This is a genomic window from Mycobacterium ostraviense, from assembly GCF_002705925.1.
GTDB lineage: Bacteria > Actinomycetota > Actinomycetes > Mycobacteriales > Mycobacteriaceae > Mycobacterium > Mycobacterium ostraviense.
Genome location: NZ_NKRE01000001.1, coordinates 379353 through 405031, shown reverse-complemented (window position 1 = coordinate 405031; position 25679 = coordinate 379353). Strand labels below are relative to the sequence as shown.

General features: G+C 62.2%; 20 protein-coding genes. 10 read left to right on the top strand and 10 right to left on the bottom strand.

From position 1 onward, the window contains the following. The first annotated feature begins 5 nt into the window (after positions 1-5). The 3 genes from scpA (at position 6) to lipL (ending at position 4681) form a co-directional block, all read left to right on the top strand. Complete coding sequence (scpA, locus tag CDN38_RS01635; protein ID WP_075509723.1) at positions 6-2258, top strand: methylmalonyl-CoA mutase; 2253 nt, start codon at positions 6-8, stop codon at positions 2256-2258. A 100-nt stretch (positions 2259-2358) separates the two neighbouring features. Next, positions 2359-3330, top strand: coding sequence for a methylmalonyl Co-A mutase-associated GTPase MeaB (gene meaB, locus CDN38_RS01630; protein ID WP_075509722.1), 972 nt, complete (start codon positions 2359-2361; stop codon positions 3328-3330). Positions 3331-3394: 64 nt separating this feature from the next. Next, complete coding sequence (gene lipL / locus CDN38_RS01625) at positions 3395-4681, top strand: esterase/beta-lactamase LipL (protein ID WP_075509721.1); 1287 nt, start codon at positions 3395-3397, stop codon at positions 4679-4681. 19 nt (positions 4682-4700) lie between these two features. Here lipL and CDN38_RS01620 read toward each other — a convergent pair whose 3' ends face one another. From CDN38_RS01620 to CDN38_RS01610, 3 genes are all read right to left on the bottom strand, one after another. Further along, positions 4701-4913 (bottom strand): dodecin, encoded by a 213-nt coding sequence (locus CDN38_RS01620; RefSeq protein ID WP_023373419.1) that lies wholly within the window; start codon positions 4911-4913, stop codon positions 4701-4703. Between the two features lie 164 nt (positions 4914-5077). Continuing rightward, positions 5078-6979 (bottom strand): hypothetical protein, encoded by a 1902-nt coding sequence (locus CDN38_RS01615; protein WP_075509720.1) that lies wholly within the window; start codon positions 6977-6979, stop codon positions 5078-5080. A 17-nt stretch (positions 6980-6996) separates the two neighbouring features. Next, a complete protein-coding gene (locus tag CDN38_RS01610; RefSeq protein WP_075509719.1) occupies positions 6997-7455 on the bottom strand; it encodes a GtrA family protein in 459 nt (152 codons plus the stop codon). A gap of 292 nt (positions 7456-7747) precedes the next feature. Here CDN38_RS01610 and CDN38_RS01605 point away from each other — a divergent pair, with 292 nt between their 5' ends. From CDN38_RS01605 to CDN38_RS01575, 7 genes are all read left to right on the top strand, one after another. Continuing rightward, entirely contained in the window at positions 7748-9007 is a 1260-nt protein-coding gene (locus CDN38_RS01605; RefSeq protein ID WP_075509718.1) for a nucleotide sugar dehydrogenase, read from the top strand. Then, the gene (locus tag CDN38_RS01600; RefSeq protein ID WP_075509717.1) at positions 9004-10023 is read left to right on the top strand and encodes an NAD-dependent epimerase/dehydratase family protein; all 1020 of its coding nucleotides are present in this window, start codon (positions 9004-9006) and stop codon (positions 10021-10023) included. Before CDN38_RS01605 ends, CDN38_RS01600 begins: the two co-directional genes overlap by 4 nt. A 29-nt stretch (positions 10024-10052) precedes the next feature. Then, positions 10053-11519 (top strand): glycosyltransferase, encoded by a 1467-nt coding sequence (locus CDN38_RS01595; protein WP_075509736.1) that lies wholly within the window; start codon positions 10053-10055, stop codon positions 11517-11519. A gap of 201 nt (positions 11520-11720) precedes the next feature. After that, entirely contained in the window at positions 11721-12086 is a 366-nt protein-coding gene (locus CDN38_RS01590; RefSeq protein ID WP_233027086.1) for an Rv1352/Rv1906c domain-containing protein, read from the top strand. Between the two features lie 330 nt (positions 12087-12416). After that, positions 12417-14291: a hypothetical protein gene (locus tag CDN38_RS01585; protein WP_233027085.1), complete on the top strand. Its 1875-nt coding sequence runs from the start codon at positions 12417-12419 to the stop codon at positions 14289-14291. Between the two features lie 286 nt (positions 14292-14577). Continuing rightward, on the top strand, positions 14578-16086 hold the full coding sequence (locus CDN38_RS28800; protein ID WP_180276274.1) for a DUF2029 domain-containing protein: 1509 nt from the start codon (positions 14578-14580) through the stop codon (positions 16084-16086). A gap of 361 nt (positions 16087-16447) precedes the next feature. Further along, the gene (locus CDN38_RS01575; protein ID WP_051508267.1) at positions 16448-17509 is read left to right on the top strand and encodes an NAD-dependent epimerase/dehydratase family protein; all 1062 of its coding nucleotides are present in this window, start codon (positions 16448-16450) and stop codon (positions 17507-17509) included. A gap of 35 nt (positions 17510-17544) precedes the next feature. Here the strand turns inward: CDN38_RS01575 and CDN38_RS01570 are convergent, their stop codons facing one another. The 7 genes from CDN38_RS01570 to rfbF all read right to left on the bottom strand — a co-directional run bounded on the left by CDN38_RS01570 (position 17545) and on the right by rfbF (position 25655). Then, positions 17545-18495, bottom strand: a complete 951-nt coding sequence (locus CDN38_RS01570) for an FkbM family methyltransferase (protein WP_036419510.1) — start codon at positions 18493-18495, stop codon at positions 17545-17547. Positions 18496-18547: 52 nt separating this feature from the next. Continuing rightward, positions 18548-19330 carry a class I SAM-dependent methyltransferase gene (locus CDN38_RS29180; RefSeq protein ID WP_161951594.1) on the bottom strand — a complete coding sequence of 261 codons (783 nt, stop codon included), beginning with the start codon at positions 19328-19330 and terminating at the stop codon, positions 18548-18550. A 360-nt stretch (positions 19331-19690) separates the two neighbouring features. Further along, positions 19691-20398, bottom strand: coding sequence for an HAD family hydrolase (locus CDN38_RS01560; protein WP_036419514.1), 708 nt, complete (start codon positions 20396-20398; stop codon positions 19691-19693). After that, positions 20382-22244 carry a thiamine pyrophosphate-binding protein gene (locus CDN38_RS01555; RefSeq protein ID WP_075509714.1) on the bottom strand — a complete coding sequence of 621 codons (1863 nt, stop codon included), beginning with the start codon at positions 22242-22244 and terminating at the stop codon, positions 20382-20384. The genes CDN38_RS01560 and CDN38_RS01555 overlap by 17 nt, the downstream gene beginning before the upstream one ends. Before the next feature lie 41 nt (positions 22245-22285). Continuing rightward, the gene (locus tag CDN38_RS01550) at positions 22286-23821 is read right to left on the bottom strand and encodes an N-acetylneuraminate synthase family protein (protein ID WP_201258255.1); all 1536 of its coding nucleotides are present in this window, start codon (positions 23819-23821) and stop codon (positions 22286-22288) included. Continuing rightward, the gene (locus tag CDN38_RS01545) at positions 23821-24897 is read right to left on the bottom strand and encodes a glycosyltransferase family 2 protein (RefSeq protein WP_082277003.1); all 1077 of its coding nucleotides are present in this window, start codon (positions 24895-24897) and stop codon (positions 23821-23823) included. Before CDN38_RS01545 ends, CDN38_RS01550 begins: the two co-directional genes overlap by 1 nt. Beyond that, positions 24879-25655 (bottom strand): glucose-1-phosphate cytidylyltransferase, encoded by a 777-nt coding sequence (gene rfbF, locus CDN38_RS01540; RefSeq protein ID WP_036414487.1) that lies wholly within the window; start codon positions 25653-25655, stop codon positions 24879-24881. Before rfbF ends, CDN38_RS01545 begins: the two co-directional genes overlap by 19 nt. Positions 25656-25679 lie beyond the last annotated feature (24 nt).

Genomic DNA, 25679 nt, shown 5'->3' with positions numbered 1-25679 from the left:
CCACGATGACGACGACCGTACCCGCTATCGGCAGTTTCGCCGATGTCCCGCTGCACGGCGCGCGCGCCGCGCAGCCGGCCACCGAACAGGCGGTGGACGAGCTTGTCGCTGCCGCCGCGGCCGCGCACGCCTACTCACCCGACCAGCTGCACTGGCACACCCCGGAAGGCATTGACGTCAAACCGGTCTACATCGCCGCCGACCGCCGTGCCGCCGCTGCGCAGGGTTACCCGCTGCACAGCTTTCCCGGCGAGCCACCCTTTGTGCGTGGCCCTTATCCGACGATGTATGTCAACCAGCCGTGGACCATTCGGCAATACGCGGGCTTTTCCACCGCCGCCGACTCCAACGCGTTCTATCGCCGTAACCTGGCCTCCGGCCAGAAGGGCCTGTCGGTGGCCTTCGACCTGGCCACCCACCGCGGTTACGACTCCGATCACCCACGAGTGCAGGGCGACGTCGGAATGGCCGGCGTGGCAATCGATTCCATCCTCGACATGCGGCAGCTGTTCGACGGGATCGACCTGTCCGCAGTCAGTGTGTCAATGACGATGAATGGCGCGGTGCTGCCGATTCTGGCGTTATATGTGGTCACGGCCGAGGAGCAGGGCGTGCCGCCGGAGAAGCTGGCCGGCACCATCCAGAACGACATCCTCAAAGAGTTCATGGTCCGCAACACCTACATCTATCCGCCTAAGCCGTCGATGCGGATCATCTCCGACATCTTCGCCTACACCAGCGCGAAAATGCCGAAGTTCAACTCCATCTCGATTTCCGGCTACCACATCCAGGAAGCCGGTGCCACAGCGGATTTGGAGCTTGGCTATACCCTGGCCGACGGTGTCGACTACATCAAGGCGGGCCTGGACGCCGGCTTGGATATCGACACGTTCGCGCCCCGGCTGTCCTTCTTCTGGGGCATCGGGATGAACTTCTTCATGGAAGTCGCCAAGCTGCGTGCCGGCCGGCTGCTGTGGAGTGAGCTGGTCGCCGGATTCGAACCCCAAAGCCCGAAATCGCTGTCGCTGCGCACCCATTCGCAAACCTCGGGCTGGTCGCTGACGGCACAGGACGTGTTCAACAACGTGGCCCGCACCTGCATCGAGGCGATGGCCGCCACCCAGGGCCACACTCAGTCGTTGCACACCAACGCCCTCGACGAGGCGTTGGCACTGCCCACCGACTTCTCCGCGCGCATCGCCCGCAACACCCAGCTGGTGTTGCAACAGGAGTCCGGCACCACCAGGCCGATCGACCCCTGGGGCGGTTCGTATTACGTGGAGTGGCTGACCCATCAGCTCGCCCGGCGGGCACGGGCCCACATCGAGGAGGTCGCCGAGCACGGGGGCATGGCGCAGGCCATCAGCGACGGCATTCCCAAACTGCGCATCGAGGAAGCGGCCGCCCGCACCCAGGCCCGCATCGACTCCGGCCAGCAACCGGTGATCGGGGTGAACAAGTACCGGGTCGACGAGGAGCAACAGATCGAGGTGCTCAAGGTCGACAACAGCCGGGTGCGCGCCGAGCAGCTGGCCAAATTGCGGGAGCTGCGGGCCGGGCGCGACCCGGCCGCGGTCGAGGCCGCGCTGGCCGAATTGACTCGCGCCGCGTCCGCCCACGGCCGCGCCGGGGAAGACGGGCTGGGCAATAACCTACTGGCGTTGGCCATCAATGCTGCCCGCGCCAAGGCCACCGTCGGCGAGATCTCCGATGCGCTGGAGAAGGTGTACGGGCGTCACCAGGCCGAGATCCGTACCATCGCCGGCGTCTACCGTGACGAAGTCGGAAGGGCCCCTAATATCGCTGCCGCAACCGAACTCGTAGAGAAGTTTGCCGATGCCGACGGCCGCCGGCCGCGGATCCTGGTGGCAAAGATGGGCCAGGACGGTCACGACCGCGGTCAGAAGGTGATCGCCACCGCATTCGCCGACATCGGGTTCGACGTCGACGTCGGATCGCTGTTCTCGACGCCGGAGGAGGTGGCCCGCCAAGCCGCCGACAACGACGTCCACGTCGTCGGCGTGTCCTCGCTGGCGGCCGGGCACCTGACGCTGGTGCCGGCGCTGCGCGATGCGCTGGCCAAGGTGGGTCGGCCCGACATCATGATCGTGGTCGGCGGTGTCATCCCGCCCGGTGACTTCGACGAGCTCTACGCCGCCGGGGCGACCGCCATCTACCCGCCCGGGACGGTGATCGCCGACGCCGCCATCGGCCTGCTGCACAAGTTGGCCGAGCGTCTGGGATACGACCTGGACTAGTGGCCGGCCAAATCCTTTCCGCGAGCGTAACGCCACGGCGAATTTCGGCTCGAATTTTCGCCGTGGCGTTACGTTCGGTGGCTGCGACGAGGCGGCCCCAATGACCACCGAACAACTGGCGGAGGCCATCCGCAACGGCGATCGCGCCGCGCTGCCGCGGGCCATCACCCTGCTGGAGTCCACCCGCACAGACCACCGTGAGCGGGCGCAACAGCTGCTGCTGGCCCTACTGCCGGATTCCGGCAAGGCGCATCGCGTCGGCATCACCGGCGTTCCTGGCGTGGGCAAGTCGACCGCCATCGAGGCGCTCGGGATGTACCTGATCGAGCAGGGGCACAGGGTGGCGGTGCTCGCGGTCGATCCGTCATCGACGCGTACCGGCGGGTCGATCCTGGGCGACAAGACGCGGATGGCGCGACTGGCCATGCACCTGGATGCCTACATCCGGCCCTCGCCGACCTCGGGCACGTTGGGCGGAGTAGCAAAGGCCACCAGGGAAACGGTCGTGCTGTTGGAAGCCGCCGGTTTCGATGTGATCTTGATCGAAACCGTCGGCGTCGGCCAGTCCGAGGTCGCGGTCGCCAACATGGTCGACACCTTCGTCCTGCTGACCCTGGCGCGTGCCGGCGACCAGTTGCAGGGCATCAAAAAGGGTGTGCTGGAGCTCGCCGACATCGTGGTGGTGAACAAGGCCGACGGCGAACACCTGCGCGATGCGCGGATCGCTGCCCGGGAGCTGTCCGGGGCGATGAGATTGATCCATCCTCGTGAAACACTATGGCGTCCACCGGTTCTCACGATGAGCGCGGTCGAGGGGACCGGTCTGACCGAGCTGTGGGACACTATCGAGCGTCATCGCCGGGTGCTCATCGAGGCGGGAGAGTTCGAAGCCCGGCGGCGAGAGCAGCAGGTTGACTGGACATGGCAGCTGGTCCGCGACGCGGTGCTGGACCGGGTGCTGTCGCACCCGGAGGTGCGTAAGATCCGCTCGGCTGTGGAGCGTCAGGTCCGGGCCGGCGAGTTGACCCCGGCCTTGGCGGCTCAGCAAATACTCCAGGCGGCCTCGTCCTAACGGAACGGTAAATATAATTCCGGTTTGACACTGGCCTCTGTGAAATCCAAGTAAATTCGAAGGTGTGACGGTAGACATCGGAGTCAATCGACGCGCGGTTCCCTTCCGCGATGACCCTGACGCAGGTCATCGGCTGTCCGGCGCGGCGGACTCCCACTTTGCGTGCGTCGTTCGTTTCTTTTCCAGCATGTTTCCCTCCCGCCGGACCGGCGGCGGGGCACTGACGGTGTATCTGGACGGGCAACCCGTCGTCGACGTCTGGAAAGGATGGGCCGACCGGCGCGGCGAGGTGCCGTGGTCGGCTGACAGCGCCCCGATGGTGTTCTCGGCAACCAAAGGCATGGCCGCCACGGTGATCCACCGGCTGGCCGATCGGGGGCTGATCGACTACGAGGCCCCGGTCGCCGAGTACTGGCCGGAGTTCGCGGCCAACGGTAAGGGGAAGCTCACCGTACGCGACGTGATGAGGCACCAGGCCGGTTTGTCGGGTCTGCGCGGCGCCACCCTGGACGATTTGATGGATCACGTCGTGATGGAAGAACGGCTGGCGGCCGCCGCCCCCGGACGTCTGCTGGGCAAATCGGCATATCACGCGTTGACCTTCGGTTGGCTGATGTCCGGGCTCGCCAGGGCGGTGACCGGTAAGAGCATGCGCACCCTGTTTCGCGAGGAGCTTGCCGAGCCACTCGACACCGATGGCTTCCATTTGGGTCGTCCGCCGGCCGGATCACCCACCCGCGCGGCGCAGATCATCATGCCGCAGGATGTCGCCGCCAACCCGGTGCTGACTTACGCGATGCACAAGATCGCCAACCAGTTCTCCGGCGGATTCCGCTCGATGTACTTCCCGGGCGTCCTGGCCGCCGTCCAGGGCGATATCCCCATGCTGGACGCCGAGATTCCCGCGGCGAACGGGGTGGTGACGGCCCGGGCGCTGGCGAAGATGTACGGTGCAATCGCCAACGGCGGCCAGATCGACGGAACTCGGTTCCTGTCGCCGGAGCTGATCGCGGGACTGACCGGTGAGCGGCGGCTTCGGCCGGATCGGAATCTGTTAGTGCCGCTGGCCTTCCACCTGGGCTATCACAGTTTGCCGATCGGCAACGTAATGCCGGGGTTCGGGCATGTCGGAATGGGCGGCTCGGTCGGGTGGACCGACCCGGCGACCGGGGTGGCGTTCGCCTTGGTGCACAACCGATTGCTGACCCCGCTGGTGGCGACCGACCACGCCGGTTTCGTCGCTGTCTACGCCCTGATCCGGCAGGCTGCCGAGAAGGCGCGCAAGCACGGCTACCAGCCGGTGACGGGATTCGGAGCGCCGTATTCCGAGCCGGATGCGGTCGCAGGTTGATGGTCGGCGGCGCCTCGGCCTACGAATCCTCTAGGCGGAAGCCGACTTTCATGGTCACCTGAAAGTGGCCGACGGCGCCGTCGACCAGGTGGCCGCGTACCGACTCGACCTCGAACCAGTCGAGGCTGCGCATGGTCTGCGCCGCTCGATCCAGACCATTGCGGATCGCGGCGTCGATTCCGTCGGGTGAACTTCCGACGATCTCGATAACACGGTAGGTGTGGTTGCTCATCGCGTCCCCTTGTGTTCAGTGGTTGGCGGCGCCCCTGAAGGCCCCGAAGGCTCGAAGCATAATCCTGCTGCACTGCCGGCCGGGTGAGGTGCCGACGCGCCTGCCCGCTGATGAGAACGCTCGAACTCGGCCGCTGCCTCGCCACGGCTGGACTCGGCCGGTGATTACCGGCTGATTCGCATTTCGTAGAAGCGCAGCCGTGCAGCGAGCCTGTGCTGTCCCAACGATCGGGTCCGGCCGACACCGATGGTGTGGGAGTGGATCTCGAGGTTGGTGGCAGTCACCGAATCCGGTGTGTTGACCAGAAATGGCTCGGCGGCGTTGCCGCCGGTGAGGCGGTAGCTGACCCCGTCGAGCACCACCGTGAAAGTGGTCAGCGGAACGAGCGATCCCATGAACAGCCTGTCGACGATGGTCCGGTCCAGATCGATGCCCACCAAGACCGCCATATGGGGGCCGGTCGGTGCGGGCAGCGTGACCGGGTTTCCTTCGCGCACGACGATTTCCGAGAGCGGGGTCAGCGGTCCGCAGTGGGGTTGACTGCGCGCCAGCAGCTCCCAGTGGTTCTCGACGCCGTCAACAGTGAAATCGCACAGTAGCGTACGTGAATACAGCGGGTTTTCCTGCACGCCGAGCCGGCCGTTGATGCCGGTGGCGGGCGAGGTCGGAGATTGTCGCGACAGCACGAATTGTGTCCCGTCGGCCAGCGTTTCGCTGTTCAGTTTGTCCAGCGCAGGTGTATAGGCCGAGTAGGTCTGGAAGACGGGTGCGGGGCGCCAGGCGAAGTCATACGCCCATACGACCGAAGTCTCGTCGGGGTCAACGTGGACTGCCGCGGACCCGATGGTTTTGACGAACCGCTCGGGAATTCCGTAATGCCGGCGCTGGCGTGCTTTGCTGTCCCGGATGTGCGCCGCCGCGCGACCGGGGAAGGCGAGCGTGGCCAGGCGATCCATGGCGCGCACGGGAGCCTGTAGCACCGCAACGGGCCGCTGTTCGATGATCAGTGTCCCGACAAGGAACGCGACGAGGATCAGCACCACGGCGACTTCGAACCGAGGCCGGAGAATTCCGTAGAGCGGGGTGATGGCCACCGTGATCACCATCAGGCCCAACAGCGCGGAAAAGTGATTGGTGTCGTAACGTCCGAACGCGCTCTTGGCGATCAGCACCGACGTGACGGCGACGAGCACCGCGTAGTTGCGTGGGATCCGTCGGCCGCCTACCAGCATTGCGCAAACCACCACGAGCCATGCAACGGTGAGCAGCACCGCGCCGACGGCATCGAGTGGGATGGGTACGGCCTGCCCCTCGATGTAGCCGGAGACGATCTGGCCGCTGTATCGAAGCCAGACCGGCAGGTTTCCCAGTCGCTGGCCCGCCAGCAGCCACCAGATCAGGATGGACACCACGAAAGCGGTCACCGTTGCGCAGTGGCGCCCCAGGGCTCTCCAGTCCCGCAGGATCGACGCCGCCAGCGCGATAATCGCGATGACCGGTCCGGTGTTGAACTTCACCAGTAGCTCAAAGCCGCCGACCGCGGCCAGCGCGACGGACGTGATGAACGCCGTCGACCGCTTCAGGTCATCGTGGAAGAGCAGCGGGCCGGCCCACGCGAACGCGGCCAGAACGACCACCTCGGGGTACATGGAACCCAGCAGGATGGCGGTGGTTCCGGTCGTCACGAACGCGCCGACCAGCGACGTCGTCGCCGGGGAGCGCCGGCGCAGGGCCGCCGCGACGCCCAGGAACAGCGCGACGATGACGCCTACCTGGTAGAGCGTGGCGAGCACCGCCTGCTGGGTCGAGTAGTAGCCGGTGTTCTGCAGGAATGCCAGCGGACCGTAGGTGAAAACGATCTCGGGACCCCACGCGAGATGGTGAATCCGGGCCAGCGCGACGGCGGCCTCCCAGGACGGATCGACCCCGATGTCGGCGTCGACCGACGACTGCGGCCAAAACAGGACGGCGGTGACCAGCGCGGCGAGGCACCGTTGCCAACGAGCCGACCCCCAACCGGCCGTCGAACACCACGTTTTCACGCGACCTGCGCGCGTCGCCACCATCCCGGCAAGCTATCGATTCAGGTGCGGATTTCGCGGAACAGCCAGCGATCCAGGATCAGGTAGCGGCCGATCCATACGAGGCCGAAGCCGAGCACTTGAACCAGGAATACAACGATGCCGTGGACGGGTCTGCTGTGACCGGCCATCGCGTCGTCGACCAGGTAGGTGAGGTACGTGGCCAGTCCGACGGCCAGCATCACCACCGTCCAGAACACCAGCACCTGGTGATGGAGGTTCTTGCCCGAGGCCGCGCGCCAGACGAAGTGCTTGTTGGCGAAGAAGTTGGGAACCGTGGCGATGGCTGCTGCCAGCAGCGAAGCCCTGGTATAGCTGTTCAGCCACGGACCCAACACCTGGATGAGACCCTGCCCGATGGGCAGAAAGACCAGCGCTACGGCCGTGTAGCGCAACTTCTTGCGCGCTGCATCGGTGCCGGTGGCGTTGGTGTGCGCGACCCAGCCCCCCGCGAACTCCATGGTGAGTCAAGGTACTAGGACTCACGTCGCCTCGGGTCAGAACCAGAGAATCGGAGTGCCGGAACTTTGTCATTCAAAAGACAAGGTCGGCGCCTACGTGAAATGCTGTCGCGAAAGGCTGCCGCCGTCAACGGAGCCGCGGGGGATCGGCCTTGTTGGTTCGCGTGAAATGCCGCGTGGTCGGGCGTTGATCTCGTAGGCTCCAACACCATCTATACAGACGACGATTGGTTTTGTTATGGTCCAGCACCCTGGACCAGACCGGGAACAGGAAGGGGAGGCGACGGTTCACGTGACGACTCAACCCGCTGAGCGTATTTGCATCGTCGGTGGTGCCGGGCACGTCGGATTACCACTGGCGCTGGTGTTGGCAGACGAGGGCTTCACCGTCGACATCTTGGACACCAATGCCGAGGCGTTGCGGACCATCATGGCCGGCCGGATGCCCTTCATCGAGAATGGCGCCGAGGATCTGCTCAAGCGGCTGTTGCCGACCGGGCGGATCAGCGCCAGCACCGATTCCTGGGTGGTCAGGAATGCCGACATCGTGATCTGCGTCGTCGGCACCCCGGTCGACGAATACCTGACACCGCAGGCGCACACGTTCTTTCGCATTATCGACGAGATCAGCCCCTACTTCCACGACGGCCAAACGCTCATCCTGCGAAGCACGGTCTACCCGGGACTGAGTCAGCGGGTCCAGGACATGTTCGCCGAGCGTGGGATCGGCGTTCACGTCACGTTCTGTCCCGAGCGGATCGCGCAGGGACATTCGATCCGGGAGTTGCGGATCATCCCGCAGGTCGTCAGTGGGTTCGACGCCGAGGGCCGGCGGGTGGTGCGCGAGCTGTTTTCGCGAATCACCAGCGAGATCATCGAGGTGGAGCCGCAGGAAGCCGAGCTGGCCAAACTGTTCTGCAACAGCTACCGCTATATCCAGTTCGCGGTTGCCAACCAGTTCTATCTGCTCAGCCGCGAAGCCGGACTTGATTTCGACCGAGTCCACCATGCGGCCACGTACAAGAATTTTCGGGTCGACAGCCTGCCCCGGGCCGGGCTGGCGGCCGGCCCGTGCCTGCTGAAGGACACCATGCAGCTCGCGGCGTTCAGCAACAACAATTTCATGCTCGGGCACGCGGCCATGCTCATCAACGAGGGTCAGCCGCAGTTCATCGTCAACATGCTCAAGCGCCGGGTTAACCTGCGCGACAAGACCGTTGGCATCCTGGGTATGACGTTCAAGGCCGATTGCGACGACACCCGCGACTCGCTCAGCTTCAAACTGCGCCATCTGCTGATGCTGGAAGCCAAGGAAGTCCTGCTGCACGATCCGTTCTTGGCGGGCGAGGACTACTACCCGCTGGACACCGTGGTGGATCGTGCGGACGTCATCGTGGTCGGCGTTCCCCACTCGGCCTACCGAGGCCTTTCGGTACCGCGTGGCAAGATCGTCGAGGATGTCTGGGGGTGCCTGGATGTGAGCGAGCTTGACACCGACGCGCTCAACGGAGCCCAGTTGGCGACGCTGGGGCCGGAAGCGGTGGCCCGGTGAAGATCCTGGTAACCGGCAGCGCCGGATTCATCAATGGCTACGTCGTCGAAGAGCTGCTGCGCGCCGGCCACGAAGTCGTCGGGATCGACAATTACTCGAAATACGGGCCGGTCAGCAAAAGCTACGACGACCACCCGCGGTACCACTTCGTCGAGGGCGACGTCAAAGACGTCGGTTTGATGTTCCGGCTGGTCGAAGGCTGCGATCAGATGGTGGCCAGCGCGGCCCGTATCGGTGGTATCACCTATTTCCACGAGTATGCCTACGACCTGCTGGCCGAGAATGAGCGAATTGCGGCCGCCCACTTCGATACCGCAATCTATGCGTATCGCAAGGGCTGGCTGAAGAAGATCAACGTGATCAGTTCGTCGATGGTGTTCGAGAACGCCACCGTCTTCCCGACGCCGGAAAAGCACATCACCGAATGTCCGCCTCCGACAAGCACTTACGGGTTCCAGAAGCTGGCCTGTGAGTATTTCGCCCACGGCGCCTTCGAGCAGTATGGACTGCCCTATACCATCATCCGCCCGTTCAACTGTGTCGGCACCGGCGAGCAGCGGGCGCTGGGCGGGCACGAAATCCCCAGCGGGAACGTCAAACTCGCGATGAGCCATGTGGTGCCGGATCTGATTCAGAAGGTGGCCAAGGGTCAGGACCCGCTGCACATCCTCGGCGACGGTACCCAGATACGGCACTACACCTACGGCGGTGACCTGGCGCGCGGCATCCGCATCTGCATGGAGCACCCTGCCGCGCTCAACGGCGACTTCAACCTGTCCACACCCGAGGCCACCACGGTGCTGGAACTGGCCGAGGTGATCTGGCGCAAAATGCGGCCCGACACCCCGTTTCGCTACGAAAGCGATCCGCCGTTCGAGCATGACGTGCAGCTGCGCTCACCCGACGTCCACAAGGCATCGGAGGTACTCGGCTTCGAGGCGACAACTACCCTGGATGCCATGCTCGACGAGGTCATACCCTGGGTGGTCGACGCCGTCAAGGCGGGGACCATCTGACGTGTGTGGGTTGTATCCGCAAGGACGCCATGCGTATCGCGGGTGAGCCCGATCTTCAACAGCTCTACCGCAACCGGTTCGGCCACGCCCGGCAAGCGCGATCGGCCATCTGGAGCGTGCTGGTCCGCGACTTCTTCCAGACATGGATCAGGCGCAGCGACACGGTGCTGGACTTGGGTTGCGGTTACGGCGAATTCCTCAACCAGGTAAGCGCCGCTCGCCGGATCGGCGTCGACCTGAACCCCGACAGCGCCGGCATGCTCGAGGCCGGCGTCGAGTTCCACCACGCTAGCGCAGACGATCTGAGCTTCCTCGACGATGACTCGGTGGATGTGGTCTTCACCAGCAACCTGCTCGAGCATCTGGCGAGTAAGGCCGAAGTCGAACGCACGATCGCCGAGGCCCGCCGGGTGCTGAAACCGGGTGGGCACTTCATCGCCATGGGGCCCAATATTCGCTTCGTCGGCGGCGACTACTGGGACTTCTGGGACCACACCGTGCCGATCAGCGACCGCTCGCTGATCGAACTGCTGGAATCCAACCAGCTCAAAATCGTCGACACCTATGACCGGTTCCTGCCGTACACGTCGAGGTCGCCGTGGCCGCAGGCGCCGGTGCTGGTGCAGCTGTACCTGCATTCCAAAATGGCGTGGCCGGTCTTCGGCAAGCAGTTCGTGATCCGCGCCCGCAAGGCACGGGTAGCGGCCGGAAGCGAGCGGCTGGTGAGCGTGGTCATCCCGGTCTACAACGAGGGCGAGAATATCCAGGTCTGCGTCCGCAGACTCGCGGAGGCGCTCGCGGACATGCCTCATGAACTGTTGGTCTGCTATGACTTCGACGAGGACACCACGTTGCCGGCGCTGGCCGCCATGCCCGATAAGCCGGTCACCGTGCGGCTGGTCCGCAACTCCATCGGCAAGGGCGTGGCCAACGCGCTGATCGCCGGCTTCGCGGCCGCGCGCGGTGATGTCGTGGTCACCAGCATGGCCGATCTGTCCGATCCGCCGTCGGCAATTCCGTTGATGGCGGCCAAGATTCGCGACGAGGGAGCCGACGTCGTCAGCGGGTCGCGGTACATGCCCGGCGGCTCCCAAACAGGGGGACCGCGGTTGAAGACCCTGATGTCACGCACCGCCGGGCTGAGCTTGCATTACCTGGGCCGGGTGCCGACGCATGATGCCACCACGAACTTCCGCGCGTACAGCCGCCGCTTCCTCGACGATGTCCCGGTGGAGAGCCTGCGCGGGTTCGAGGTGGGGCTGGAGCTCACGACGAAGGCGCACCTGCTGGGCTATCGGGTCGACGAGGTGCCCAGCAGCTGGGAGGACCGGACCGCCGGCACCAGCAAGTTCGACTTGGTGGGTTGGCTGCCGGCGTATCTGCACTGGTACGGGCTGGCCATGCGGCGGCCGATGTTGCGCTGGACAGGCGGTGGGCTTGCCGCGATCGCGGCCGCACAGCTCGTACGCCGCCATCGACCGGGCGACTCTGACTGAGCTCGGCGCGAAAGGCCCCGTATCTGAAGTGAATTGGAGCTAACCCAAGGGGCTCGAATGGTCGCGAGCTTTTTGGCAGAAAGTGGCCATATATCGAGTTGGCTCCGTCTACAATCCATCTGCATGAAGCCCCTTGCAGTGGTTGCCGGTGCACTACTGCTTTCAGCGTGCGGGGGAGGCACGCACAACACAGCCTCGACAGTGACCATCACGCAGACCGTCACCGTGCAGGCCACCGCCCCGCAACCGGTGGATGGTCTCAAGCCGCCGCCACCTCCGGGTTCCAAGACGGTCATTGACCCCTTCGGCACATACACCGGTGTCATCGATAGGGACGGCACGTATCTGGTCGGGGTGGACATCATGCCGGGGATGTATCGCACAGCCGGTGGGGCGACATGTAGTTGGGCGCGGCTGGGAAGCCTTGATACCAGCGACGTCATCGATAGCTGGAAGGGCAGTGGTCCGCAGCGAATACAGATCCAGGAGAGTGACACCGCGTTCTTGACGCAAAACTGCGGTACCTGGCAGATGGTGCATGTTCCGAGCGTCACGGGACTCGGGTGACGATCTATTCCAGGGTGAGCGTGTCGCGCTGTGCCTCGACTAGTTGGGTATTTGCCTATGGCCGTTGATGCGGCCCGCGAGGCGGGCCTCACAAATGCTGGTGAGCAGTGTGCTGGTAGCTCGCCGCACGACTCGGAGACGAGCAGCCCGCAAGAAAGCGACGAACTCCGTGGCGATAGTCACCAGCGAAAAAAACTGCGAATTCTTTTGGATTCATTGGTAGTTCGCGGCCATGGTCGCGGTCGCGTGGGTGCCCGGACGGCGTCGCGGCGAGTGGGAACGTGGTTCTCGACGACAACATGGGGCTCCGCCTGGTGGCAACGAGCTCTGGTGGCCGTCATCGCCGCTGTCATCTTCTGGCCACAGCCATCGATCGAACCTACTGTCGGGCTCGATCCGTCTTGGCAGGCTGGGCTCGCTCTGGCCCGAATCGACCATATTGCGTGGGGTCGCGAGTTGGTGTTCACGTACGGGCCCCTTGGCTTCCTGCGGACCAGCGCCTACTACGCATTTGAGCAGTCGCTGCTGGCCACGATCTGCCAGGTAATTATCATCGCCGCACTGTTTCTCGGCATCGCGGCAGCCCTGCGCCTGCGCCACCCACCGCTGCCCTCGCTTGTCGGCGCGTTCGTGATGACCGGTATCCTCACCGTCCTGCACCTCGGTCATGGTTTGGCTCTGCGAGGTTCTTCCGCCCTGGAAATGATGTATCCCGAGCTGGGGGTTTTGGCGGCGTTCGTGTGGGCGAGCGTGCCCTTGTTGCAGCGCGATCCCAAGCGGTCGAGGGTGTTCACGACGTGTGTCATGCTCGGCGCCGCCGCAGGATTCCAGCTGTTGATGAAATTCAACACCGGCCTTGCGATCATGGTTATCGCCTTGGCCACGTCGGTGCTGCTCGGCTGGAAGGCTGTCGGCCGGCATTGCGCGACGGTGGCCTCATTCGCCGTATCCACCCTCATCTGTTGGGTGCTTGCCGGCCAACGACCGGGAGATCTTCCGGCGTGGCTTCGCGGCAGTGCCGCGATTGCCTCGGGTTACACCGACGGAATGGCGACGGCGCCGCTCCCACAGTGGGCCCTGCCGTCAATCGTCTTGAGCGTCGCCTGGATGGGTTGGCTCTGCGTGGTGTTCTTCCGGAGAGGCCACGACATACCGCGCCGCTACCTGGTGCTCGTCGGCCTCGCGACCCTCATCGCCGGAAAGGCCGCGTTCGGACGCTTCGAACCATGGCACTTCGCGATTCTGGTCGGTGTGATGGTTGTTGCGCTGGCCATCACCCCGTGGCCCCGGGCTCGCCGTCGTGCATTGGTAGTGACCGCCGTGGCGGTCGCGTTGGTTGTCGTGGTCGACCTTGGGGGGATTCCGGCTCTCTCCGATCGAGGTGTGTTGGCGATGCGGGCACCGGTGCAAGCGGTGGACCGCATGGTCACGTTCGCCTCGCCCGGTCGTGTGCAGCAAGAAATCGAACAGGCCAAAGCACGCCAGCGCGCGCTATACGGCATCCCGGACCACTTCATCAAGACCATCGGATCGAGCACGGTCCACATTGACCCCCACGAGATTTCGGCCGTGTGGGCCTACGATCTTGCGTGGCGTCCGACGCTGGTGTTCCAGACATATCAGGCTCTCACGCCCATGCTCGACGCCCTCAACGGCGAATCACTCGCTAACGGGCCGGAATTCGTGCTGTCCCGGCTATCGCCGGCGCTGCCCGCCGTCGGTATCGACGGCCGGCTTGGCGTGCAAGAATCCCCACTGTATTCGCGTGCGCTGCTGTGCGATTACACGCTGAGCGGCATCGAGAACCGCTGGGCGCTATTCAGACACACCGCCCCCCACTGCGGACCGCTCACCAAGCTGTCGGAGGTTTCGTTACGAGAAGACCATGCGGTTCCCATTCCCGCCCCCAGCGCACCGGATAGGGCGGTGCTCGTTGGAATCGATCTGGATCAGACCTTCGGCGACCGCTACTTCCACGGAAAGATCGCTCCACTGAGCACCTTCACGCTCGTGGTCGATGGGGTCACCTACCGCCTCATCGCGACGAACGCGGCCGAGCCGTTTCTCGTCAACACCCCTGCTTCGGCAGCGGACACGAATCTGCAGATCCAGGCTCACACCATTGGTGTCGGCCGTACCGTAAATCTCAATGAGCCCTTGGTTTCTGCACGATTGCGCTTTTATGAGATGCGCGTTGGACCGTAGGCCGCGGCCCAGGCATGCCGTTCAGCTTTTTCTCGGTAGCGGGCAACGGCACCACGTACAGGGGGTTGGACGCCGGACGCGGCGCGGTAGTTGTCGGCAGGAAAGGTGTTTCGTCGATCCGGTACGACGGCCAACGCCTTGCGCCGCTTGGTGGGTCACCATGAGCGGGCATGAACATCTGTATTCGTCGGCGCTGGCCCAACGCGGACATTAGAGTGTCTCCCGGTAGCCTGCTTGAGCGCCTCACTCTTGCCGGAGGCTCAATCCGAACCGAGGGGAATCGTCCGTGAGTGGACCTGCTGAGGTGGCACGGCGGGCCGTCACCCCAATCCGGCAGCAGCTCTTGGCATTAACTCGCCAATCCGAGCGCACGCTCCTGCTGGGCACCATTCTGCTGGTGTCAGCGCTGTCAGCGGTGACGAGCTTCGTTCTCGTGCAGTATTACTCGATCGATGTGCTTAGCTCTCTTGTTTTCCCACCCCAGGACTGCTGGCTCGATTGGGGTACGCGAATCGGCCGGCACTGCTTCTCCGATTATGGAATTTCGATGGACGTGGGGCTGCGAGCCAATCCTTGGGAGCCCTACCCGCTAATGCTGCCCTGGGACAATTACCGCTTGGGGGGCAGCAACTACCCTGCGGCCGGGTTGGTGCCGCAAACATTTTTCGGGCTTCTCGGCAGATTGCTGCATGCCCCGCGACTGGGCTTGTTGGCTTATCTGCTCGTTTTGACGATCGCCTTGCTGGCTTCGGCTGTCTGGGCGGCCCGGGGCGCTCGCGGTCTAGAGCGTGTGGTGGTATTTCTTACGTTGAGCGTCGCAGCCATTCCGGTGTGGGCGGTGATTGATCGGGGCAATTCGGTGGGATTTGTGACACCGATCGAGTTGGTCTTTCTGGTGGGGTTGCAGCGACGCCGGTGGAAGCTGGTAGCGATCATGGTGGTGTTGGCAGCGCTGGTGAAACCACAATTCGCGCTACTGGCTGTCGCGTTGTTCGCTGCCCGACAATGGCGGCTGGGCAGCATAGCGGTCATGGGGGTCGTTGTTTCCAATCTGGCCGCTTATCTGCTGTGGCCTCGCGACTTGCCGAGAACTGTCGCGCAGTCGATCCATGGCGTCCTCAACTACGGCGGTTCGCTCTCAATGCTTGTCGGTCCTTATAACGTGTCTTTCGGAAAGGGGATCTTATTCATTCCGGATAGGATCTCCCACCCACAATGGGGCTATTTGTCAAACGGCTTTCTTGATGGCGCACGATTGCACGTGGGGTACTTAGTACTTGCATTGGTCGTTGTCTCGGTACTTGCTCTGGGGCGACGTATTTCCCCAGTCATGGTGGGTATTTCGTTGCTGGTCACCGCGTCACTTTTCCCCGTCCTGGTGTACCAAACCTATCTGGTGTTCGCGTTGCCGGTTGCGGCGCTGGTGGTGCGGGATCCGGAGGGGCAGCCGGGATCTGGGATTTTCGACCGGTTCGCGGTCCTCGGTGACGGCCGTCGCGCGGTCGGCATTTGCGTGAGTCTTGCAGCGGCGCTGAGCATCGCGCACATCGCCCTACCCGGGCCTCCGATGCTGACGCCGATCGCTGGGCAACTGGGGGTCGTTGGGGTCGTCGGTAGCACGCCGATCGTTTACACAACTGCGGCCCTGGCACCGATTGCATGGATGATCGCGTGCGCGGCGATCATCTTCTCGTATGCGCGAAGACCGGCTCTCCACGCCCGAGCGGATGGCTCTGCTGAATCGGAGTTGGACGAAGCAGGACTCGTCGCCGCACCGCAAGGTGATCACAAGTGAAATCCGCCTGCTGAATTCGGGTATCCGCGCACTCGGGGCCGTTGATTTAGGAGGACAAGTGGCCTCGAATGCGCGCGTCAGGCGATCACCGCGCTGGCGATGAAAGCAAACCGGCTTCACGACGTAGCCCGCGCTACACAGCCGTCGATCGTGCACGCTACGACGGCCAACCGGCGGAGCAGTCCACCGGACACGGCTTTAGGGCGTTCCATTCGGTGTCGAGACGTGTCCGGTTCCGGAGACACGTCTTCCAGTTGGGGTAGGAGTTCCTCAAGGCGGCTGTGCAAATCCATTTCCACTCCACCTTCAGGCGGCTCCTGTCTTTGATGAACTCGCGAGCCCCGACCAAACTGCGGTTAGAATGCTCCCCATTACTGCCGTCGCTCGCCACCCGATCGTCGAGGCCGACCTAGACCAGATCCTCGAAGCGCCGCTGCCCTGGGAGCGCTTTGCCGGGCGGACCGTGCTGGTAACGGGGGCGGCTGGCTTTCTGGGCGCCTACATGGTTGAGACCCTCCTGCGTCTGAACGAGACCCGCGGCCAGGCGCCGGTCCGGGTGCTGGCACTGGCCCGGCGCGCCGAAGCCCTCCGGGCGAGGTTCCCGGCTCATGATGCGCGAGCCGATCTGGGGTTCGTGGTCCAGGACGCATGTGCCCCGGCGCCCAGGGATCAGCCGGTCAACTTCGTCGTCCACGCTGCCAGTCCGGGTACCCCCAGAGCTTTCGGCCGGGATCCGGTCGGCACCTTCGCCACCAACGTGCTCGCTACTCGCGAACTGCTGGAGCTTAGGCCACCCGACGGGTTTCTGTTCTTTAGTTCTGGCGAGGTGTACGGCCTTGGCAATGACCAGGTCATTCCCACCCACGAAGACGCGTACGGGTTCTTGGATCCAACACAGGTGCGGTCCTGCTATGCCGAGGGGAAGCGCGCAGGGGAGACGTTGTGCGCCTGCTATGCCGCACAGGAAGGCGTGCCCACCACCATGGCGAGGATCTTCCATACCTATGGACCGGGCATGACTCTGTGCGACGGTCGGGTGTTTTCCGATTTCGTCGGTGACGCCCTGGCAGGTCGTGACCTGGTGATGCGCAGCGATGGCCGGGTGAGCAGAGCGTTCTGCTACCTGGCTGACACCGTGGAAGGCTGCTTCACCATCCTGCTCAAAGGTGCTCCCGGCACGGCCTACAACGTAGGTAATGACCGAGCAGAGCTGACCGTCCTCGAGCTGGCGAATCTAGTCGCCGGGCTGGAGCCGGAACGCGGGCTGGCAGTGCGCCGGGAGGCGGCCGAGGCCGCCGATACTTACCTGCCGAGCCCGATCCAGCGCGGCTGTCCCGATGTGTCCCGCTTGCGCAGCCTGGGCTGGGCACCTCGGACTGAGCCGCACGAAGGCTTTCTTCGGACGCTCAAGAGCTTCCAATGAATCTGGTGGAGTTGATGGCAGCTTCCGCGTGAGCTTCAGGAATCTTGTGGTTCGAACAGAAAATTTCCGTTTGGCAGATGCTGGGGGTCAAGGTCCACAAGGTCTCCTCGATCTGCGATATAACGGCCGGTGTAGCCTCTTTCGACCAGGTATTGGTAAACCTCCTGTGGCGCGTGACCAAAACGCCGGCAATGGATATCGACGATCTCGATCAAGATGATGGGTCGAAACATCTTCAGCAGGTTTTCGCCACCGCGCAGCAGGTCCAACTCACCACCTTCAATGTCAGCCTTGATAAAGTCGACCCGGGCCAGGCAATTGTCTCTTACAAAATCGTCCAAGGTGGTCATCGGAACTTGAATTTTCTGGCCGGAATCCAGGAATTGTGATGCGGCCCCGGCGCCCAACGCGATTTGTGGGACATATATGTTGATTGGATCTGCGCTGTTTCCGACGGCCACGCGAAACATTTCAAGATTCTGGCATGAATTGAGCGCCACATTGGCGTTCAATTCCTGGAAGGTGTCGGGCACCGGTTCAAAGGCGAAGACTTTTCCGTCCGGTCCTACGAGCCGCGAAAGATGGACGGCGTGCCAACCGTAGTTGGCGCCGGCGTCGATCGTCGTCCAACCCGGCTTAACGATCCGGCGGAGTAAAGCGGTTTCCGTCTTTTCGTATTCTGCACTGAGCCACAATGCATGGCTATGCGATGTGTCGGAGTTAGACACCTCGAAAGCACAGTCGTCTTGGTAGACAAAAGTGGCCTTCCCCGCTGCAATCTCGATCCTTTCGAGCGGAGTTCCTTCAAGCGACGCGAGCACCCGCCGCCACGCAGCCATCTGCAATTTTCCCTTCAGATCTGTGATGCTGAGAAACCGTTGCAGGGTAAACAGGCGGATGGTGAAACGCGCACAAAATGCTACAAACCATTTTCGTGTCAGCGCATTCCGGTTGATAATGTTTCTGACGGTGTCCTTGATGCTCAAAGCGGATTCTCCCAGTCATCGAATTGCCGTGTCCTTTTGGAACTGTCACCACTCATACCGGAACCGCAAGAGCCCCCAGTCGGCCCAGACGCATACCGCCGTAGCTCATCTTCGGGTCGGCCTGGGCTCTGAGTACACGAAACCCACCGCCAATGAGCAGCTGCTCCAGAGATTGGGTGGAGAAGTAGTTGATGTGCTCGCTCTGCTTGACAGCCCCCAGCCTCGGCACCGTGCGCCCAAAATTGCGCGCGACGCCGGAGACGAAATCCGAGACAATCCAGCTGCCACGGGTAGCAGAAACCCAGTCAAGGAAACGGCGATAACGTGCCTGAGAGTGCCATTGGCGAACTTTGGGCCGGTCCAGCGGCACCTCAGCGTAAAACAATCCATCATCAGCGAGCGCGGCTCGGATCTCTTTCACCGTCGCCACGGGGTCGATGAGGTGTTCGAGAACGCCACATGCGGTCACCAGGTGCGGTCGCTCGGGAAGCTCAGCAAGTGATGAGGCAGCCTGGACGCCCTCGACCATGTTCTTTCCCGAAACGTCGATCACGTACTTCGGGCCCAAGTAACCCGGTGGGAAGAACTGACCTTCGTCGCCCCCGTAGTCGACGATGTTTCGCAAGGTGTCTATTTGGACATGCGGCTCGACGATGCTGGTCACAAACCGGATGCGCTCGGCGACCGCCTCCGATCCGGGTTCCATCGCGTTATGAACATCCCGCGAGTACCAAGGTTCCCAGTGTCGTCGGACCGATAGGTATCGGTCGTTGTGGTAGTCCGAATATATGGCGGCGAGAGTCTTGTCATCAAAGCGATGGGAGAAGTAGACCAAATCGCATTTGTCGCAACCGCATAGCGTGGTATCGCGCGGAACGTCCCTCGTGTCACCTCGCAGCTGAAGAATAAATGGCGCTATTCGGCCGTACGCCCGGATGGTCCCTGGGCTCCCGCAAATTGGGCACAGCTGAGACATGCCGCTATGAACCCCCGTTCGACTCGGAGTATGGCAAACTGATGATGGATTCGTCTCCGAAATCCGTTGGTAGCCAGCCGGACTCACCCGCCGGAACACCATCTCGGTGCGACCGCATATCAACACTGGTACGCGATAGGTGAGCGCCTGACCGGGTTTTGAGATCTAAAAGCTTTGAGGTGTCGCGAAAGGCGCACCTGCCGAACCAGCATCGCGAAGTCATCCGCGAGTTCCCTCTGCCTGTCGCGTACATCTGTGGGCGGACATCGAGCTCACCAGGAAGGGCAGCGCATCGAAGCTGTTGAGTCGCGCATCTGCTGGAATCGCGTCGATGTTGCCATGGGGATATCCGAACGTTACGAGGACAAAACGGAGCCCGGCGGCTATCGCGGTGTCGGCGTCGATCTCGCTGTCCCCGACCAAGATTGCTTCGTCTGCTTGTGCTCCCAGCTGCTTCAGTGCCATATGGGCAAGCAACGGATCTGGCTTGAGCTCGCGGCCAGGGGCCCCGCCGACGATGACATCGAAGTAAGCGGCGATACCGAGCCCGGCCACATAGGCTACTGCGATTTCTTCGCGCTTATTTGTGCAGATCGCGGTACGGTAGCCGCGTTTTCTTAGAGCCGTGAGCATGGCATGCACGCCAGGGTAGAGGTCGGTAGGGTCGGCGCGCTGGCGGCGCAGGATGTCGCGGAATTGGTCGAGATCACCGATTGGGTCGGTCTGCATGCCGAACGCTCCGCGCAGCATCGCCTCGCCGCCAAGGCTTACCCATCGGCGCACCGATGCTATCTCGACAGGTGGGGCACCGCGGCGACGCGCCATCTCATTGAGGCCCCGCGTCATCGTTGGGGCGCTGTCGACGAGCGTGCCATCGAGATCGAACAGGATCGCACCGGTCGAGTTCGGGCTAGGGTTTGGCACCATTTTTGGACTGTTCGATGAGTCGTTCGGGCAAGTTTTTCGACGCTGGATCCAGCGGCACTAGCATGTTGGCGCCGAACTCTGCCCGCGGCAGTAGCGGCGACATGTCCTCTAGCGGCATCGAGCGAATCGATCCGTCAGGCTGGGGCAGCGCGGCAGATTTTGGCCAAAGTGCCTCGTCGTGCTGGACCTGCACGTCCACGATAAGTGGTCCACGCTGCGAAAGTGCTTCGCGCACAACCAGAGCGAGTTCACCTACGTCCTGGATGCGCATCGACTCGATGCCGTTAGCCTTTGCAAGCGCCACGAAATCGGGCAGGCCAAGGCGTCCTTCTGGTCCGGTCCCGACATAGTGACCCTCGAAATAGTTGCGCTGCGTGTTGCGGATCGAGGCATAGCCGCCATTGTTAAAAAGGAAGAGCTTGAGCGGTAGGTCGAGCATGCGGATGGTCTGCAGCTCTTGGACATTCATCATGAGGCTGCCGTCGCCCTCGATGCCCACAAAGGATTTAGCGTCTGAGGCTAAACCCGCCCCGACCATCGCCGGCAAGCCGTAGCCCATTGCGCCGAGGCCAGAAGTGAGAAAGATCCGCTGCCCCGGCTTGTTCGCGAAGCCGGTGTGGAAGATCTCGATCGCTAGCCCCGAGCTGCCCGTGACGATAAGTGTGTTTTCAGGGATCTCGTCGGCGAGCACCTTGGTGAGGTGGTAATGGCTGATGACGCCCGACTTCGGGAACGGCGCACCGTCGTTAATCGGATACCGCGCCTTCCAATCGTTGCAATGGTCGAGCCAGGATGAGCGATCCTTGGCAATCATCCGTGGCTTCTGTTCCAGCATCGCGCGGATGAAGTCCCGCGCGTCGGCACAGACTGTGCGCGCGATATTCATGTCGTCGGGGAATTTGCCTAGTTCGGCGGGATCGACGTCAACGATGACCTTGGGCGCATGACGGCCGAACTTCGCCGGGTTGTAGGCAGTCACGACATTGTCGAGCCGAGCGCCGATGGACAAAACGAGGTCGCTGTTCTGGATGGCGAAATTTGGTGGGCGCAGCGCGACTGTGCCGGGCTTTCCCACCGAAAGGCGGTGGTTCGAGGGAATGAGGTCGGTCGCGTTCCACGTAGTGACGACTGGAATCCCAAGCGTCTCATACAGGGTGCCGAAATCCTCCGCCGCCTCGGCGAGGCGAATGCCGTGCCCCGCGAGAATGATCGGCCGTTCGGCCGCGTTGACGAGGTCGAGGACCGCGGTCGCGTCGGCGGTGAGGTTCTTGGAGCCGGTTGTCGAAGGAACATAGCCCTTGAGCGCGGAAGGGTTGATCTGCGCGGCTTGAACGTCGAGGGGAATGTCCAGCCAGACCGGCCCGCGCCGACCAGTAGTGGCCAGATGCACCGCCTTCTCGAAGTGGTAGCGAATCTCCGATGGATCCGGCACCGTCACCGCATATTTTGTGATTGGCTTCACCATCGAGACGATGTCGACTTCCTGCGGACCTTTTTGTCGCACGCCGCTGTTGCCCATAAGGTCAGCACGCTTGACTTGGCCAGAAATGACAAGAAGCGGTACCGATTCGATCCACGCGCCCGCGACCCCGGTGATTGCGTTGGTCGCGCCGGGGCCGGTTGTGACGAGCGCGCAGCCGAGGTGGCCATTGATGCGCGAGTAGGCTTCAGCGGCAATCGCCGCCGCCTGTTCGTGATGGGTGGGCACATAACGGAGTTCTCGGTTCTGTCCGAGGGCGTCGACGAGATACATCGCCCCGCCGCCTGGGACGAGAAAAACTGCGTCGACGCCCTCGTCTCGCAAGCGCGCAAACAGATAATCCGCGAGTCGCATGGTCTGGGACATGCCGGGGTTCGTCTTATCGGGCGCGACAGTCGCTGTTCTCATCACATCCAATGCGTGAGAAAAGTCTTACGCTCCATGTTCTCGCCGATCTTCGGATCGATATAGAACGAATCATCTTTGTAATGGGTCGAGGAGATCTCCTCGAAGATCGCGCCGTTCTTGCTATTGAAAGCATGGCGTACCGTGCGTTCGATTGTGATGACGTCGCCGGGTCCGCATTGGCGCGCCTCTCCGTCGAGCACGACGTCGAGGTCGCCGTAGAGAACGTGAAAAGTCTCTTCTTTGCGATTGTGATACTGCTCGGGATGTTTTTGTCCGGGCAGTACGACAATAAGCTTCTTGCAATATTCGCGGTTCACCACGGTGATCATGGTGATCCCAAATTCGTCAAACTTATCGATGCCGTAATGGTGTGAGATTTCGAGATCAGCCCGGCCGGGAATCACCACGTTGGCGCGTTCCAGCAGCGACTTCACACTTTGCACGATGGAGAACACCTTCTCGCGCACTTCCTCGCGCCGGCTGTTCGAAGTCAGAATCGGTTCGTTCTTCTTGATTTCAGTCGTGGCGTAGAAATGAGTGTATTTTGACCAGTCGTTGGCGGTGACATGGTCTTCCTGGGTGGGGATCGCCATGAAGACCTCGCCACTGCCGATCTTCTCGCCGGCCTCGATGTCGCGATTGGCGAAGACGCCTCGGCGCAGCGACAAGAGACTCGCCCGCTCGTCGGGTGTCGCTGTGGTGCGTTCACCGGATTTGCCGTTTATGGTACGTGCTGTGCGTGCCGCCTCAAGCCACGCCCGAGCCTGCTCGGGACTGGCGGAATAGCCATTGATGCCGTATTTGTCGGTGACTAGTCCGACATGTTTTTCGAACACGGTGCAGCCCTTGCCAATAGCGACCGCTACTGGCAGCGTCTCGGTAGGGAATTCGTGGGTCGAGTACCCGATACGGATCTCCTCATAGCGTTGACGCAGGAAGTCGATCTGGTTGAGCTGGAGTTTGTCGTTGCTGGTCGGATATTCAGCCACGCAATGCATCAGCACGAAATCTTTGTCGCGGTGTTTGAGGAACGCAACGACGTTGTCGATCTCTTCGAGAGTTGCTCCTGCAGTCGAGACAATCATCGGCAGGGTGCTGCCCACCGCCTTCTCCAGTAGCGGCCAGTCGGTGAGCGAGCAGCTCGCGATTTTGAGGATGTCAAAGCCATCTGCCACCACTCTGTCGACCGATTCATCGTCAAAGGGCGTACAGACCGGAATGAAACCGTTGTCGCGGATCGCATCCACCAGCTTGCGCGACTCCTCGGGGCGCAAGCGAGTTTCCTCAAACCGCTTGATGTATTTGATGTCGTCGCGCCCGTGGTAGTCGGGATGGATGAACGTGTCGAGCGCGCGATACTGCATCTTGAAGGCGAACTTGAAGTCGAAATCTCCTGTGAGCGAAGCGAATTCACTGATCAGGCGCAAGCCATGTTCCACGTCGCCCATGTGGTTGTTGGCCATTTCGAAGATGAAGAGCCAGTCCGGAATGCGTGATGGAGCAACATCCTTCGGGGCTTTCGCTTCCTGCAGCACTACAAACGACCTCTCGGTTGGTGGGGGACGGGCGTCATCCTGTCCGAGAATTTCGTCATTTCGCGGGCCTGCGCTTGGACGGCATTCCATCCCTCCTCCGCATCTTCTAAGCCGGATCGGAGCGGTCCCATACCGACTTTTCTGGTAATGACGAAGTTCGGCCGCTGTTTGACTTCCTCGTAGATGAGCCCGAGGTATTCGCCGACGACCCCGAGAAATAGCGTGACTACCCCGAAGCCGATCAGCATGACACAGATGAGCGAACCGTACCCATGGAAGGGAAGTTCGCCGTAGAAGACGATGCGCACTGCGAACACGAAGACGGCGACGGCCGCGATGAAGCTCAAGAGAAAACCGGTCATGGTGATAAGTCGTAGCGGCATGTAGGAGTGCGCAAAGATGCCCTTGAAAGCCAGGTTAATGACGCCGAAGCTGTATGCCTTGGACTCGCCCGCGAAGCGTGGCGGGCGCACCATGGGTAGCCCGACCGACTTGAAACCTACCCAGGAGAACAGGCCCCGAACGAACCTGTTGCGCTCGTCCATCGAGCGAACCACTTCGTAAACTTTTCGGTCAACCAAGCGAAAGTCGCTGGCGTTCTTGGTGATACGCTCGTCGGTGACTTTCCCCGCCAGCCAGTAGAACAGCCGGGAGTTCATCGCGCGGATCGGGCCGGTGCCTCGTCGTTCAGTGACCAGTCCGTAAACGTTCTCGTAGCCCTCCTCCCATTTGCGGATCATCTCCGGGATGAACTCGGGCGGATCCTGCAGGTCAGCAGTCATGAGAACGACGGCGTCAGCGTCAACCACATTGAGACCGGCCGTTAGCCCGCCGTCCATCCCGAAGTTGCGGGCTAATTGGACGATCTTGAACCGCGGGTCCGCTGCGCTGATTGTGAGCAGTTTGTCCATCGTGTCGTCGGTCGACCCGTTTTCTACGATTATTGCCTCAAAGTCATAAGCGGCCTCGCTATCGAACATCAGGGCCAGCCGCCTTGCTAGCTCGTAGACACATTCGCTTTCGTTGTAGGCAGGAACGATGCATGCGATCTTTTTCTTCACCGCCACACCTTCCATGGTGGGTTGCCGTTGCTCCAAAGGTTGTTAAGCAGTTGCGCTTCCCGGTAGGTATCCATTGGTTGCCAGAAACCGTGGTGCGGGTAGGCGGCGATCTGGTGTTCTTGGGCGAGCCGAAACAGCGGCTTGTCCTCGAGGACCGAGTCGTCGCCGTCGATGTAGTCGAACACTGCGGGCTCGAACAGGAAGTAGCCGATGTTGACCCAGTCGTCAGTCTGTGGCTTCTCTCGGAATGTGGCGACTGCGCCGTCCTCCTCTAGGTCGAGGACCCCAAATCGGCTAGTCGGCTGGGTGGCCGTAATCGTTGCGAGTTTGCCATGCGAGCGGTGGAACTTCAGCAGGGCATGGATGTCGACGTCGGCGATGCCGTCGCCGTAGGTGCATAGGAAGGTCTCGCAGCCTATGTACTTCTGAATGCGTTTGATGCGGCCCCCGGTCATCGTGCTCAAACCGGTGTCTGCGACGGTGACCTGCCAATTGCATTCGTCGTGGGAGCCATGGTAGCGAATGTTCGACTGGTCACCCAGGGTCACCGTGAAGTCCAGATTGGAGATCCCGTAGTTCGTGAAGTAGTTCTTGATGTGCTCGCTCTTGTAGCCCGTGCACACCACAAACTCGGAAATGCCGTAGTGACCAAGAATTTTCATGATGTGCCACAGCACCGGCCGACCACCCACCTCGACCATCGGCTTGGGGCGGAATTCGGTCTCCTCACGCATGCGCGTGCCAAGACCACCCGCCAGCAGAACGGCTTTCACGACGAGTCTTCCAATCTCAATCTA